Genomic DNA, 16,246 nt, shown 5'->3' on the forward strand with positions numbered 1-16,246 from the left:
AATTAAAATAACTTCATCTGGCCGGTAATCTCATCACGTAAATCGGCGTCGGAAATATCATTCTCCCCCGTCTCACCAATCTCACCATTCTCACCATTCTCCTCACCGATCTCCACTTTCATTGTCTGTTGTGGCTCCTCTTCAGGTTCGGGGAAACGGAGCGGTTCCAGTTCCTCCACCTCCACCACCTCATAATTGGAGATGCGTTTACCTTTTGCCTTATAACTTTTCACACCGATAAATTCCTCCACGTCGATCTCCAGTGGTTCCCGGAAATCGTCATGTCCTCCAAAGATGGCTTTTACCCTGGGGTAAACCGTATCGGTCAGCAAGAACAAGCGGGAGTTGGTGTTATCGCCCACAAAGTGAAGTGGTTTCTCAGACGGTTCAAAGGTAAACCGTTTAAGATAAGCATAACCCTGGTCGGCGTCAAAGAGTGCTGCCGTCCATACCTTATGTTCATCAAACTTCCCGATATGGAGTATATTATGTGGAAAGTGATTAGTGAGGTCGAAATTACAGATATAGTATTCGCCTACGGTAGTAATCACCAGGATCATGTCGTCACCCTGGAATTCACCCAGGAATTTACCACTGCCTTCATAGTTGAGGCGGAAGACGTCGGGGTCGAACCACACCTTGCGACCGCCGAGCGTTGATACCCCTTTCTGTTTAAGCTGAATGCGGTATACTTCGGCTTTAGTAAGGATATTCCCCATAGCTTGCCTCCCCTTGATCTCTATCTCACTGAAATCTTTCTCGAACTGAAGGATACGCATACGCGGCTTAGGCTTGAGGATTACCTTGATAGTTTCGGCCTCTCCGTTGGGATTAACGCTAAAGTAAGCGATGCGCGAACCCGGTTTACCACGGGTAAGGTCATATTCCTTATCGCGGTTGACGCCGATAACAGCAAACCGTTTAATGTAGTGCGGCGCTTTCTTGCCATCGCGGTACACCACATTATAGATGGTACGTTTATCGTTCCGTTTAAAGACACCTGCATAGAGGATGCCTTTACCGACGAACATCTTATCACTCACCTTCACTACCTTATATTTGCCGTCCTTGAAGAAGACAATGATATCGTCAATATCGGAGCAGTTGCAGACAAATTCGTCCTTCTTCATGCCGGTACCAATGAAACCCTCTTCACGATTTATATAGAGTTTTTCGTTGGCTTCGACCACCTTGGTGGCTTCGATATTTTCGAAACTGCGGATGATGGTGCGGCGCGGGAAATTCTTTCCATACTTTTCTTTGAGCATCAGGAACCATGCGATAGTGTAATCAACCAAATGATTGAGGTTATGATCGATCTCCCCGATCTCTTCCTTAAGTTTGGCAATCAACTCATCCGACTTGTCGGAGTTGAATTTGAGGATACGTCCCATTCTGATCTCCATCAGCCTGAGGATATCCTCTCGGGTGATTTCACGAAGAAAAGAGGGTTTATAGGGCTCGAGACGTTGATCGATATGTACTACGGCAATATCCATGTTTTTTGCGTTCTCGAACTCCTTATCCTTATAGATCCTTTCTTCAATAAATATTTTTTCGAGTGATGCAAAAAGCAGCGCTTCCTGTTTTTCACTTTTTTCGATCTCCAGTTCACGACGCAGCAGTTCCCGTGTAGTATCGACGGACGAGCGTAATACGTCGCTCACAGTAAGAAAATGTGGTCTGTTGTCGTCAATAACACAGCAGTTGGGAGAGATGCTGATCTCACAATCGGTAAAGGCATAGAGGGCATCGATCGTCTTGTCGGAAGAAACGCCGGGCGCCAGTTGTACCTGAATCTCCACGTTTTGCGCCGTGATGTCATCCACCTTTCTGATCTTGATCTTCCCTTTGTCGTTAGCCTTAAGGATGGAGTCCACCAGCCCTGCAGTAGTCTTTCCGTAAGGTATATCTTTTATGACTAACGTCTTGTTATCTATCTTTGAGATGGTAGTACGGATCTTCACCGAACCACCCCTTTCACCATCGTTGTATTTCTCAACGTCGATATATCCTCCGGTTTGGAAGTCAGGATATAATGTAAACTCTTCCTCTTGCAGGTAATTTACGGCGGCATCGCATACCTCGTTGAAGTTGTGGGGCAATATTTTGGAAGAGAGACCTACAGCGATCCCTTCAGCTCCCTGCACCAGAAGGAGAGGGAATTTGGCAGGGAGCGTGACCGGTTCCTTATTTCGGCCGTCATAAGATGCTTTCCACTCGGTAGTCTTCGGATTGAAGAGCACTTCAAGGGCAAATTTGTTGAGTCGTGCCTCGATATAACGAGGTGCGGCAGCACCGTCACCGGTAAGGATATTTCCCCAGTTACCCTGACAATCGATCAGCAGATCTTTCTGTCCAAGCTGTACCAAAGCGTCGCCAATAGAAGCATCGCCGTGCGGGTGGTATTGCATGGTCGTCCCGATGATATTGGCGACCTTGTTGTAGCGACCGTCATCCATCCGCTTCATAGCGTGTAGGATACGGCGCTGCACCGGCTTGAGACCATCGAAGATATGCGGCACAGCACGTTCGAGGATCACGTAGGAAGCGTAATCGAGGAACCAGTTCTGATACATCTTGGAGAGGTTGAGCGAACTGTCGTCGCCCAGCCTTACCGGCACTTTAGAGCCGGAGAAAGACTCGGAGGAAAGAAGGGTTTCATCCTCTTCCATACTTTCCTCTCTCTCTTTTATATCGTCGTCGTTAGGTAATTTGGGAGACATATATTTTTATAATGTGCTAATTTATCAATATGCGAATATGCCAAAAATTACAAACCGGCAGAGCCAACAATCCCTTGCCTGTTAATCACATTGGCACATTAGTCATTACCTGTCCCGACTTGTCAGGATTGGCACATCGGCATATTAAATTATTGCTCAAAGATAACAATTTTAAGAAGAATTGCCAAATTAGAAAGTCCACTCTTCGGATGTCTTCGCCTTACCGGTTTCCGCCGGTACCGTTACGTTGGTTTTAATGGGCTCTTTGGTATTATTCTGCACTCCCGCACCTTTATAGTACTGCAATGCATTGGGCATGATAGACTCAATACGTGTGATGCGATTATTGTCGTTAGGGTGTGTACTCAAGGCTTCAGGGATCTGGGATCCGCCTGATTGTTGCGCCATCCTTGTCCAGAAAGGAACTGCAACCCGGGGATCATAACCGGCTATAGCCATCAGTATGAGCCCGATCTCATCGGCTTCATACTCATGTTTCCGTGCATAGGGCATCATCACTCCATATTGTGCTCCCAGACCAAAGACGGTACTTCCAAGTTGTTGCATAACCTGCGAATTACCCAAAAGTCCTCCTGCAATGGCACCTCCATATTGCAGAGCCACTTGTTGACTCAATCTCTCATTGGAGTGGCGGGCGAGCACATGGGCTATTTCATGTCCCATAACCACCGCCAATGCTTCTTCGGTTTGGGTGACGGAGAGCAGGCCGGTGTAAACGACCACCTTACCGCCCGGCATAGCAAAGGCATTCACACTATTCTCTTTCACCAGATTAAACTCCCATGCATAATTATCGAGTTCCGATGCATAACCGTTATTGGTATAAAAAGTTTTAACCGCATTGGCGATCCGGGTGCCGACACGGCTTACCATCTGTGCATTGGGTGTACCTCTTTCAACAGGAGCTGTGCGCATAAACTCCTGATATTGTTGCAGGCTCAATGCCATCACCTCTTCATTGGATACTAACTGGAGCTGCCTTCTTCCGGTAAACGGTACGCTCCCGCATGACTCTAAGAACAGCGCCGCCACAAATATCACGAGCGTGAATTTTATTGTTCCTTGTAATTTCTTTTGTTCCATACTATTCATTTTTGGATTCAAGATTCAAAAATTCAAGATTCAAAATTATCAAATCAACAAATCATTAAATCATTAAATCAATTTTGGCAAAAGTATAAAAAAATCCAATTTAAAATGGTGTGAATCCCCATAAAAAAGGATAGCCCGTCAATAAATAGTTGACAAGCTATCCTTACAATATGGTATTGTGCGAGATTTTCGCTCTTACTTCCTAAGCCTGTTGAGTGACCGCACCAGTGCTTCGTCGGCGCCTATTCTTCGAATAGCAAGGATGGTGAGAATAATAGCAATCACAGGCATGATAATTCCTATACCCACTTTTTGAAAGTGGAGACTCTCTACTGATGCGAGTTGGTATACAATAAATCCGAAATAGAGATAAAACCCTATCATGAGGATAATATTGAAGATGGAGAAGCGTATCTGCAACATCCTTTTTTTGTAGAGAAAGACCGTAAAAAGTGCCAGTACCGAACTGGCGCCACCTATGGCAAACAGTCCCCATGTAGAGTCGTTGAGTTGACCGTTCAGATAGACACCCATTGCCTCAAACACTGCCTGGTCGGCATTATAGAGGAACAGCGCCAAAGGCGTTACGGAGGCAATCAGCATAGCTGCTGCTGCCAAAAGGAGAAAAACCGTTTGGACACGTTGCAACATATTATCCGAACATTTCTTTTTCCTTGGACGGATTGCGATAATAAATCTCTCCTTCTTTCCACTCTTCTATAGCCAACAGAGAGGGTTTAGGTAATTTTTCGTAGAAACGGGATATTTCTATCTGTTCATGATTTTCGAACACCTCTTCCAGATTATCGCTGTAAGAAGCGAATTCCTGCAGTTTGGCATCGAGATCCTGTTTCATTTCAACGGCCAACTGGTTTGCCCTCTTACTGATGATCATCACCATTTCATATACGTTACCCACCGGATCCGACATTTTCATTACATCGCGCGTCTCGGTGTTGGTGCTTGCAGCAATTTTCTTGTAATCCATTTTTATTATATGTCTTGTTTTTTCTATTTTATTCAATTACATTTAGACTATTTGAGTCGCCTTCGCTCCTCGATTGTTAATTGAGTCGCCTTCGCTCCTCGATTTCCAATTCTGCGTTCGGCAAAGTAAATAAATTCACTTTGCACTCACTTAACGAAATAGTTTAATAGATCAGGAAGTCGGAAGCACATCTATTTTCTGCTGTGCTTCACGGTAATACCTATCGGCTTCAGCCATATATTTACCTTCGGGGAATGAATTTTTATAATTGAAATATTCATCGACCACCAAACGGTAACGCTCGGGTTGTGCCCGTAACGTACTATTCTGTGCATATTCAAAGCGGGCGCGCAGGATAGTCATCTGGTATTCCTCCAGATATTTTGAGAAAGGATAGCTCTTCATCGCCTCACGGGCAGTGATAACAGACGACTCGTAATTATTACCCATATAATTACCAAGGTTCAGATAGAGTTGAGCAGCCAGCAATTCTTTATATGCCAGTTTTTCCTGCAATTCGAAAAGATAGTTCTTCGCCTGCTCGGCTCTTTCTGTCTGTGGATAGCGTTCGATATATTTCTGAAATTCGGCTATGGCTGTATAAGTCTTTGTCTGATCCAAACGGGGTTCGGGCGAATCGAGATACATGCCGTAAGCTGAATAGAAAAGAGCCGGCTCGGCGTATTCACCATTGGGATAGGTGTTATAGTAAGATGTAAACCACTGTGTGGCCGAATAATAATCTTTTGAGTTGTAATGACTCTGAGCCAGGAGATAGAGTGATTCCTCGGCCTGGGCCGTCCCTTTCATAAAGGTGACCAGCTCTTCAAGTAATGTGATGGAACGGTTGTATTTTCCTTCCTCGAAATACTTTTTGGCATAACTGTATTTCAAGTCTCTGTCAGTACTTTTCAGAATCTTATTGTACTCGTTGCAGGAACTCAATACCAAAGCGAGCAGTAAAAAGTAGCACAGTTTTATTCTCATTACGTCACATGTGGGTTTTAGGATGCAAATTTACTGAATCTTTCTCATTAATGGATAACAGATCGGGAGTTTTTATTCTATTTTAGGATTTGATACAATTAAAAAATTACCAATCACTAATTAGAAATTGCCATTTATTGAGTGTTGTTTACTATAAAATCGAGGATACTGTCTACATATTTCCGGTCGTTAGAGAGCTTGGGCACTTTATTTTGACCTCCTGCTTTCCCCCTGTATTTCATCCAGTTGTAAAAAGTATCTTTTTCCATGACCTTCACAACCGGCATACCCAATGAGAGATTATAAGAACGTTTTGCTTCGTAGTCGGAATTAAGCCGCTTCAGGCTCTCGTCGAGAATACGGGTGAATTCGTCAGGATCGCCGGCGGGCGGGATTTCAAATTCAATGAGCCATTCATGGGCGCCATTGCTATGTTCTCCAAAATAGACCGGCGCCGCAGTATATTCAGTCACTTTTGCTCCGGTACGGCGACACGCTTCATCAATGGCTTTGTCGGCATTATCAACGATCAGCTCCTCACCGAAAGCATTGATAAACTGCTTGGTACGACCTGTAATCTTGAAAAGATAAGGATCGACGGAGGTAAATTGAATAGTATCTCCTATCCTGTAACGCCAAAGCCCTCCACTGGTCGAAATTACTACGGCGTACTGCTCACCTATCTCCACTCCGCTCAGGGGCACGGCAACCGGATTATTCTTATCCCACTCCCCGGAAGGAATAAATTCATAATACACTTCGTTATCGAGCAATAATAACATATCTTTGGAAGCAGGTGAAAACTGCACACCGAAGAATCCCTCCGAAGCGTTATAGGTTTCCCAGTATCGCATCTTCTCAGACGGTATTAGTTTTTCATATTGTTCCTGAAACGGGAGAAAGCCGACACCACCATGAAAGAATACCTCGAGGTGGGGCCATAGCTCGGAGATGGCACAGCCGGTATCTTCCACGATCTTTTTCAACAACACCAATATCCAGGAGGGTACTCCCACCATAGCTCGGATGTCAGCCTTCACAGCATAGTCCACCAACTTTTGCAATTTCTCTTCCCAGTCGGGCAACAAGGCAATGCTTTCGGGTGTTCTTCTTCTCTTCGCTGCTGCCGGAAGATTCTTCATCAGAATTGCTGATATATCGCCTGTATAGATATCGCCGCCGATACGGTTGATTTGCTGGCTTCCACCTAATACCAATGTCTTACCCAATATAAATGCGGTATCAGGATGATGATGTGCGTAGATTCCCAGCATATGATAACCGGCGCGGTAGTTGCAATTGTATAAAGACTCTCTGGTAACAGGAATATATTTGCTCTTGTCCTCGGTAGTGCCCGACGACATGGCAAACCACTTCACCGGAGTATCCCAGAGCACATCCTGCTGCTTATGGATGATTATTTTATCGAGCCAGGGGCGCAACTCTTCGTACGAGATAACCGGCACCCGGGTAGTAAAATCACTGCTGTTTCGAATAGAGTGAAAGTTGTTTTCTTTTCCGTAAAGTGTATTCTGCCCATGCCCGAGCAAGTAGTCAAGGGTTCGTTGTTGTGTTCCTAGCGGATCTTTTACAAATTTTTTCACCGGCCTATAATAGCCGGTGAGTATAGAGCGGGTTATTTTCTGAATCATTCTATAATGAATTGAATCGCAAAGGTAGGCACGAGATTCGAAAATAGGAAAAACAAAGTCACAATTTAATTAAAAAACAGTTCATCCCATGCGGCTTATTTTGTGGAGCCGCTCTTCATCTATAATCTTTATTTTTCTTCCGTCGATGGCGATGATGCGTTCATTTACAAAATTGGAAAGGGTCCGGATGGCGTTGGAAGTGGTCATATTAGAGAGGCTGGCCAGATCCTCACGCGCCAGATAGATGTTAATGGTAGCACCGTCTTCTTCCAGGCCATAACTTTCCTTCAAAGCCAGCAGCGATTCTGCCAGTCTTCCCCGTACATGTTTTTGTGTAAGATTTACAACCCTCTGATCGGCAATACCAAGGTCGACCGACAACATCTGGATAAAGAAAAAGGCCAAATTACCATTTTCCCGCAGGAACTTCTCTATCAACTCCATGGGGATCATACAGACAGTGCAGGATTCGAAAGCCATGGCGGCAGTCACATAATTCTCGCGGGCAAAATAAGCCCTGTAACCAAAATATTGTATCGGACGTATAATTCTGATAATCTGACTACGCCCGCCTACTCCGCTTTTGAAAATTTTTACTTTTCCTGAAAAAAGACACATCAGTTCTCTAGGCGTATCATCTTCAAGATAAATCAGTTCATTCTTTTTAAAATGAACTATACGGGCGTTACTACGCAAAATTTCGCGTTCAGCGTCCGTCAACATCCTCCAAATATCGGGTAATGAGGAGGATATATCGATTACATCTTTCTTCTTTCCGGCCATGAATGTTATAGAACTATGTTCTAAAACACAAATATACCGGTTTTTTTTATAAATAACCGTAAAAAACATCTTTTTTACTATCAGAAGGGTTCTGCAATAATCTTTTTTCAGTAAAAAAACCGGTTTATCTACATCATCCTTCTTATAAAAATTTTCAATGGTTAAAAAAAATGTAAGTTTGGAGAATATTAGGATGTGTCTTGGAAAAGTTCAACGAGTTAGACTTTTCCTGCGTTCGGCAAAACGAGTAAACCCGTTCTACTCTCACTTAACGGAAAAGTTCAAGTGAACTTAGTTGTTTTGAGTCGCCTTCGCTCCTCGATTTTCAATTCTACGCTCGACATAGTTAAAACAAGTTTTACCTCTGTGCTCGCTTATCGAAAACATTCAAGCAAGCTTGGTTTTTCTCTCGGCTTTCATTACATTTGTAACTTGTAATAAATGAAAGGGAAAGTCACTCTATACATCCTGTTTCTGTTAATTGCTTCCTTCAAGAATTTCGCCTTAGCGACCGAGCTGCCGGTGGACACCATTATGAGGAGGGCAATGAGTGCCGCTGAAAAATATAACGATCTGGTAGAAAGTTTTTCAGCGGAAGTATATACGCGCACTTATGTAGAAACCCTGAAAAAGAATTTTCTCTATAAACATACTCATCTTATTCCCGATTTTGTACTGCACGATCCTCACAATGAGACAGCTTTAATTGAGACTATCAGCGATTTACGATTCGATTACCCGAATAATTATGTACAAGATGTACGGCATGTGACCGGCACGCTTACCAGCAGGAAAGACATAGACATGATACCTTTCGAGTTATTGAATATCAATATTTACGGCGAAACGACCAATGATGAGAGTTTTTTCATGCCCATCAGGTTCAAAACATCGAAATACTACCGCTACAGCCTGACACGCACCTTTATCGAAAATGAAAAAACCTATTACAGCATCAACTATAGTCCCATTTATGAAAACAGCAAACTCCTGAAAGGCAATTTTATTATTGAGAAGGGAACCTGGCGCGTGATTTTTTTCATGGGTGAAGGGATTGATATTTTTTCCAATTTTTCGTTCGAGATAACTATGGGAGACGATTGGGTCACTCATTATTTACCGGTGCAGCTCACTATTTATGAAACATCTTCATATTTAGGAAATGTACTGGCAAGCAGGCACCTTGCCACGATCGACTATAAGGAAATACAGTTGAGAAGAACTATGGAACCGGCGCGTTCTCTCAACATCAGCGACTTTTATAAGATAAGGCTGGACTCGGTGCCATTACAGAGTGACTCTGCCTTTTGGAATGAGCGCCGTCCCATACCTCTGCAAGCCATAGAAAAGGATGTGATGGCACAACATCTGCAGCGGCAGGCAGAGGAAACTGTCCGGAAGGCCAACGGAGATTCTCTCCGAAGCCCGAATATTGCACAACAAGTAGCCCAGCGGATGGTGATGAACTCCAACTATAAGTACCGTTCGACGGCAATAGGTTATTCGGGACTGTTGAATCCGCTGATGGTCGGATATACCTCACGAGATGGTGTGACCTACCGCCAGAAACTGTCTTTTAATTTTGACCTGAAACGAAACCGTACAGTAAAGATGAATGCTTTCGCAGGATATATGTTCCGACGCAAGGAATTCTTTACCGACGTGACTACTACGTGGAATTATGATCCTTACCGGCTGGGAAGCGCCACCATCTCCATCGGGAACGGTAATCCGATTTACAGTTCACTCTTCGTCGACCAGATACAAGACAGCCTCAATAACCGGGGGATCAACTTCGAGGATATCTCTGTGAATTACTACAGGGATTATTACCTGAAACTCTTTAATACCTACGAAGTGACCAACGGATTACTTTTACACACTGGAATCGATTACCATATCAGAAAAAGTAAGGACAACATGAGCAAACTACGCTCTACCACCCCTGATAGTGAACCGATAGAAGACATGTTCGGTACCCGGAAATCATTTGCCCCGTTTATCCGCATCAGTTGGACTCCGAGACAATATTACCGGTATGACGGACGACAAAAGATCTATGAACGGTCACCCTTCCCCACTTTCAAACTGGAGTTATCCCGAAGTTTCCAGCATATCCTTGGGAGCACAACAGAATACGACCGTATTGAGTTCGATATCAGCCAGAATATTCAGTTCGGATTGAGACACTCTTTTCAATATCATGTAGGCGCGGGTAAATTTATCAACCAGAAAACCGAGTATTTCGCCGACTTTGTCTATTTCTCCAAAAGCAACTTCCCCGAAAACTGGAATGACGGTCTGGGCGGCATTTTCAACCTGCTGAGCCGTGATCTGTATAACGCCTCCGACTCATACATTCAAGCGCATACCATGTTTGAAGCTCCTTTCCTGATACTGAAAAATATTCCGTTTATCTCTGACTTTGCAGAGAATGAACGAATTTACCTGAGTCAGTTATATACTCCACAAATCGTCTCTTATACCGAACTCGGATATGGTATCGGCAACCGTTTTTTCAATGCCGGATTCTTCACCTCATTCCACAAAACCGGATTCAGACAGGTAGGAGTACGGGCGGCGTTTGAACTGTAGAAGGTGATTAAAGTGAAAGGTGGAAAGGTTGATCCCAACCAATCGGGACAACTTGTCCTGATCTATCGGGAAGTAGTGGTAATTTGATGATTTAACGATGAGATAATCCCTGTGATAAGAACAAATTAAAAAGTTAAAAATAAAATCCGTATATTTCCGGAATATAGGATACGTCTCGGATAAGTTTCACTATATTTGCAAGAACAAAAGTTAAACTGCGAATGATCTGTTTTCCCAACGCAAAAATTAATTTAGGGCTCCACGTTGTTTCCCGCCGCAGAGATGGCTATCACAACCTGGAGACTATTTTTTATCCTATCGGACTAAAAGACGCCCTGGAGATAATACCCCTGGCAGAAAGAGATGCGGAGATAGAGGAATTTACGGTAACCGGGGAATCAACGGGAACTGTGGATGAGTTTTCTCCCCGTAAATACCGTTTTTTCCCAACCGGCATTCCGATTGAGGGAGCACCGGAAAATAACCTGGTGATCAAAGCGCTGTACCTGATAGCCACTGAGAAAAAACTGCCGGAAATAGATATTCACCTGCTCAAAAAGATTCCGTCCGGTGCTGGATTAGGCGGCGGTTCTTCGGATGCAGCTTTCATGCTCAACTTACTCAACGAGACTTTCGATTTAGGATATTCAAAAGAGGAACTGATGCTTCGTGCTGCCCGTTTGGGAGCCGATTGCCCCTTCTTCATCCTGAACCGGCCTGCTTTTGCTACAGGTACCGGCGACAAACTGGAACCCATAGAGTTAGACCTAAGCAACTACATACTTTTACTTGTAAAGCCCGATATAATGGTCTCGACCAAAGAGGCTTACGCGATGATCACCCCGCGAAAACCGGATCTACCGCTGAGAGAGATTATCCGGAAACCACCTGAAACATGGAGAGAGCTACTGAAAAATGATTTTGAACCTCCTGTTTTCAAAAAATTTCCCGAAATTTGCAGGATCAGGCAAAAACTTTATGAAATGGGGGCGGTATATGCTTCCATGAGCGGGTCGGGCTCGTCCGTCTTCGGCCTCTTTGAAAAGGAACCTGATTGGCGGGGAGCATTCGGCGGTCATTTCGTTTGGAACAGTGATAAAGTGGGAAAGTAGGAAAGTGGGAAGGTGATTTTTAGTTTATAAAATATGAAACGATATTCTTTTTTTTACATCATTAGCGGGTTACTGCTGGTAATAAGCACAAAGGCGCAACAGCCGCTGATGCCGGACAAGATCTATTCTTTTGACCCGATTCCGGTACAGAGACCGGTAATGCTGGATAGTACAAACCTCGACAAATCCACCTTTTCGGATGAAAAGCTACTCGCCTATCCGGTCTCCTTTCCGGCACAGGAACGGTTTACCACAGAGCTGACTCCGGATACGGCCGGATTTTTCAACCTGACAAAACCACAACAGGGAGAAGCATTGCAACTATTCTCTTTCTTTGTCACCGGTGACCGCTATGGTAAAGGGAAACTCACCATAACATCACCCAACCCGCTGGAATTGTGGATCGATAATGTGAAACGGGCAACCAAAACACAGGTAAACGATAGCCTGCACCAGTCGGGATCAGTAGATACGAACCTGAACGGGCCGGCGAACAATGTGCGTATTGTCATTAAGATGCTCACCTCGGCAGAATATAAGGCAGATCCCGCTGTGAAGATCGAACTGAAACCCGATGAGAAAGACTCCCTGCTCGTCTATACATTTAATAACATAGACAACCGAAGGATCAATATCAAAGATATTCTTGAAGGAAAAAGGGTGAATAGCTCTTCAGTTTCACCCAGTGGACGATTCGTGCTGCTAAGCCTGCGGGAGACGTTGTCCGGTGGGAATAGCCGGAGTTATACAGAGATATATGATGCCAAGCAGAAACGGATGATCCTTTCGGAACCGGGCGGCAGAGCACAACTGAATTGGATGCCAAAATCAGACCTGCTCTATTATGTGGCCGATGACAACAGCGGACGGACACTCTACACACTGGATCCGCTCACAGCAGAAACTAAAATTATTGCCGAAGGATTACCGAAAGAGAATTTCCATATGGCGCCCGATGAACAATCGGTTTTCTTCTCCACAAAGGAAAGCATTACCATCAGTAATCCCGGGGGGTTGAAACGGCTGCTCGGGATCGACGACAGGCTGCCGGGTTACCGTGACCGCTATTTTTTATACCGGCATTTCTTCGATACGGGCCTCACCCAACAACTCACCTTCGGACGCCAAACCGCTTCACTCAATGATGTGACTGGCGATGTAAAGAGACTGCTCTTTTCCACTTCTGAAGAATATCTTCTGGAACGCCCTTTCCGCAGAAGTTCGCTCTATATGCTGGATTTGGAGACCATGGAGGTGGATACGATCTGGAAAAATGAAACGTACGCCTACTCCGCCCAGTTTTCACCCGACGGAAAACAACTGTTGATCCACGGCGCTCCCGAAGCATTCGGAGGTATCGGGCTTAATATCAAAGAGGGGCAGGTTGCCAACAGCTACGATACACAGTCGTTTATCATGAATCTGGCTACCCGGCAGGTGGAATCGGTCACCAAAAACTTCGATCCTACCATTAGCGCACAGGAATGGAATGCGCAGGACGGATATATCTATTACCGCGTAGAAGAGGGTGACCGTGCAAATATGTACCGCTATGATCCGGGACGGAAAAAGTTCGACAAACTACCGCTCAAAGAGGATGTGATCCGCTCATTCAATATTGCCGAAAATGCCGCATGGGCGACTTATACAGGGGTAAGCACATCGAATTCGAATCGGAGTTACCTGCTGAACCTGAAGACGATGGAATCGACCCTGATCTCCGATCCTTATGCGGAACGACTGAGTAAACTGCAATTAGGAGAAGTGAAAGACTGGCAATTCACCAGTTCTTTCGGCGATGTGATCGAAGGACGTTACTACCTGCCTCCCAATTTCGATCCGAAGAAAAAATATCCGCTGATCGTTTATTACTATGGCGGAACCAGCCCTACATCACGAACATTTGAGAGCACTTATCCGTTACATGTCTATGCCGCGCAGGATTATGTGGTCTATACGCTGCAACCGAGCGGTACTACCGGCTACGGACAGGAGTTCTCTGCCCGCCATGTGAATGCCTGGGGCGACCAGACTGCCGAGGAGATCATAGAAGGAACCAAAGCGTTCATAGCCTCCCACCCCTTTGTGGACGGAACAAAGATCGGTAATATCGGTGCATCATACGGCGGATTTATGACGCAGTACCTTATCACGAAAACTGATTTGTTCTCCGCTTCGGTATCGCATGCCGGTATCAGCAATATTACCAGTTACTGGGGTGAAGGATTTTGGGGTTATTCTTACAGCGCAGGAGCAAGTGCAGGAAGTTATCCATGGAACAATCCGGATCTCTATGTAAAACAAAGCCCGCTCTTTTCTGCCGACAAGATCAATACACCGTTGCTACTACTGCACGGAACGGCCGACACCAACGTGCCTATCGGTGAAAGCATCCAGATGTACAACGCCCTGAAACTGCTCGGCAAGGAGGCAGAATTTATCCAGGTGGAAGGTGAAAACCATGCTATCTATGATTACGACAAGCGGATCGCCTGGAATAACGCTATCTATGCCTGGTTTGCCAAATGGCTGAAAGATGACTCCCGCTGGTGGGATTCGATGTTTCCTGACAATTGACAATGGACAATTGACAATGGACAATTGATAATGGACAATTGATAATGGATAATTGATAATGGATAATTGAAAATTGAAAATGAAGAATTGGTAATTGGTAATTAGTAATTCTAAAATATGAATCTGGAAAAACTTTGTAATGAGGTAAAAGAACTTGCACGCTCTACGGGGGAATATCTGAAAACAGAACAAACTGTCCTGCGTAAGAGGGATATTGAGTTAAAAAGTACCCGCAACTATGTGACATATATCGATAAAGAAGCAGAGAGGCGGTTAGTAGAGGGATTAAGCCGGTTACTTCCCGAAGCGGGATTCCTCACAGAAGAGGAAACAGTGGGGTTTGAACAGAAAGAGTACACATGGATCATCGATCCGCTGGACGGCACTACCAATTACGTGCACGGCGATTCTCCTTTCTCGGTGAGTATCGCCTTGATGAAAGAAAATGAAATTATCCTGGGTGTGGTATATGATCCGCTGGCTGCACAGATGTATTCTGCCACCGGAGCGGGAAAAGTTTTTCTAAACGATAATCCGGTAAGAGTGAGCGGCCAATCCACCCTGACAAACGGCTATATAGGCTTCGGCATTCCGTACAGCCTAGATGAGAGGGGTGAACAGATCCTCAGAAATGCCATGAAGCAGTTTCGCAAATGCAGTTTCCGCATCAAGGGATCGGCAGCACTGGAAATCTGTTACATAGCGGCAGGTGTATGTGACGCTTACTTTCATAGCGGCCTCTCACCATGGGATGTAGCTGCCGGAGCATTTATCCTGCAATGTGCCGGTGGAAAATGCAGCGATTTTTCCGGAGGTGACAATTACATTTTCAATAAAGAACTGGTCGCTTCAAACGGTATTATTCATCAGGAAATTATGGAAACCATCATACAGGGAAACTAATGGAAAACCAGACTGTTCTAATAGCATTCCTGCTGACCCTCTTTGCCGGCTTATCAACCGGTATTGGCAGTTTGATCGCTTTTGGCTAAACGCACCAACACCAATTTCCTTAGCCTCTCACTGGGACTTTCCGCAGGTGTGATGATCTATGTTTCTTTCATGGAATTGATGCCTAATTCGTTGGAGTCGCTCACCGGCATATTTGGCCAGAAAACAGGTATGTTCTATATGATCCTTGGTTTTTTCGGAGGTATCGCACTGATCGCACTGATTGACTTCCTGGTTCCCAAATCCCAAAACCCACACGAAATACATGGTGTGGAAGAGATGAAGACAAACTACAGATTGAAACAGACCGGTATCATCACTGCCGTTACCATCGCCATCCACAACTTCCCGGAGGGGATCGCCACTTTCATGTCGGCTATGAACTCCTTCGAAGTAGCCATCCCCATTACAGCGGCCATTGCCATCCACAATATTCCCGAAGGGATTGCAGTATCGGTTCCTATTTATCACGCTACCGGAAGCAAAAAGAAAGCATTTTGGCTTTCATTTGCCTCAGGGCTGGCGGAGCCGCTGGGTGCGTTCATCGCTTTCCTGTTTCTGCTTCCTTTCTGGAATCCGGTGCTGGATGCGTTTATTCTCTCGGCCATTGCCGGGGTAATGGTCTTTATCTCTCTGGATGAGTTATTACCCACCGCAGAAAAATACGGTAAACACCATCTCTCCATTATCGGGTTGATGATTGGCATGGCGATTATGGCACTGAGCCTCTATTTGTTCATCTAAACAAAAAAGATTATTTTT

11 protein-coding genes and 1 pseudogene are annotated in these 16,246 nt (G+C 44.8%); 5 read left to right on the plus strand and 7 right to left on the minus strand.

Annotated features, from left to right (window positions below; all coding sequences use genetic code 11):
- Positions 1-2: 2 nt before the first annotated feature.
- The 7 genes from F597_RS0110580 to F597_RS0110610 form a co-directional block, all read right to left on the minus strand.
- Positions 3-2,726 (minus strand): DNA gyrase/topoisomerase IV subunit A, encoded by a 2,724-nt coding sequence (locus F597_RS0110580; RefSeq protein ID WP_019539712.1) that lies wholly within the window; start codon positions 2,724-2,726, stop codon positions 3-5.
- 189 nt (positions 2,727-2,915) lie between these two features.
- A complete protein-coding gene (locus F597_RS0110585) occupies positions 2,916-3,830 on the minus strand; it encodes a M48 family metallopeptidase (protein WP_019539713.1) in 915 nt (304 codons plus the stop codon).
- 204 nt (positions 3,831-4,034) lie between these two features.
- Complete coding sequence (locus F597_RS0110590) at positions 4,035-4,490, minus strand: DUF4293 domain-containing protein (RefSeq protein WP_019539714.1); 456 nt, start codon at positions 4,488-4,490, stop codon at positions 4,035-4,037.
- 1 nt (position 4,491) lies between these two features.
- Positions 4,492-4,827: a DNA-directed RNA polymerase subunit omega gene (locus F597_RS0110595; RefSeq protein WP_019539715.1), complete on the minus strand. Its 336-nt coding sequence runs from the start codon at positions 4,825-4,827 to the stop codon at positions 4,492-4,494.
- Between the two features lie 171 nt (positions 4,828-4,998).
- Positions 4,999-5,814: an outer membrane protein assembly factor BamD gene (locus F597_RS0110600; protein ID WP_026327357.1), complete on the minus strand. Its 816-nt coding sequence runs from the start codon at positions 5,812-5,814 to the stop codon at positions 4,999-5,001.
- A gap of 134 nt (positions 5,815-5,948) precedes the next feature.
- Entirely contained in the window at positions 5,949-7,466 is a 1,518-nt protein-coding gene (locus F597_RS0110605; protein WP_019539717.1) for a GH3 auxin-responsive promoter family protein, read from the minus strand.
- Positions 7,467-7,547: 81 nt separating this feature from the next.
- Entirely contained in the window at positions 7,548-8,249 is a 702-nt protein-coding gene (locus F597_RS0110610) for a Crp/Fnr family transcriptional regulator (RefSeq protein WP_026327358.1), read from the minus strand.
- A 441-nt stretch (positions 8,250-8,690) separates the two neighbouring features.
- On the opposite strand from F597_RS0110610, the gene F597_RS0110615 reads away from it, so the two are divergent.
- The 5 genes and pseudogenes from F597_RS0110615 (at position 8,691) to zupT (ending at position 16,228) form a co-directional block, all read left to right on the plus strand.
- Positions 8,691-10,844 carry a DUF5686 family protein gene (locus F597_RS0110615; RefSeq protein ID WP_019539719.1) on the plus strand — a complete coding sequence of 718 codons (2,154 nt, stop codon included), beginning with the start codon at positions 8,691-8,693 and terminating at the stop codon, positions 10,842-10,844.
- Between the two features lie 221 nt (positions 10,845-11,065).
- On the plus strand, positions 11,066-11,956 hold the full coding sequence (gene ispE, locus F597_RS0110620; RefSeq protein ID WP_019539720.1) for a 4-(cytidine 5'-diphospho)-2-C-methyl-D-erythritol kinase: 891 nt from the start codon (positions 11,066-11,068) through the stop codon (positions 11,954-11,956).
- Positions 11,957-11,989: 33 nt separating this feature from the next.
- On the plus strand, positions 11,990-14,533 hold the full coding sequence (locus tag F597_RS0110625) for a S9 family peptidase (protein ID WP_019539721.1): 2,544 nt from the start codon (positions 11,990-11,992) through the stop codon (positions 14,531-14,533).
- Positions 14,534-14,650: 117 nt separating this feature from the next.
- Positions 14,651-15,436 carry an inositol monophosphatase family protein gene (locus F597_RS0110630; RefSeq protein ID WP_019539722.1) on the plus strand — a complete coding sequence of 262 codons (786 nt, stop codon included), beginning with the start codon at positions 14,651-14,653 and terminating at the stop codon, positions 15,434-15,436.
- Positions 15,436-16,228: pseudogene (zupT, locus tag F597_RS20585) on the plus strand (zinc transporter ZupT). The gene F597_RS0110630 and the pseudogene zupT overlap by 1 nt, the downstream one beginning before the upstream one ends.
- Positions 16,229-16,246: the final 18 nt, after the last annotated feature.

It is taken from the genome of Proteiniphilum acetatigenes DSM 18083 (genome assembly GCF_000380985.1).
GTDB lineage: Bacteria > Bacteroidota > Bacteroidia > Bacteroidales > Dysgonomonadaceae > Proteiniphilum > Proteiniphilum acetatigenes.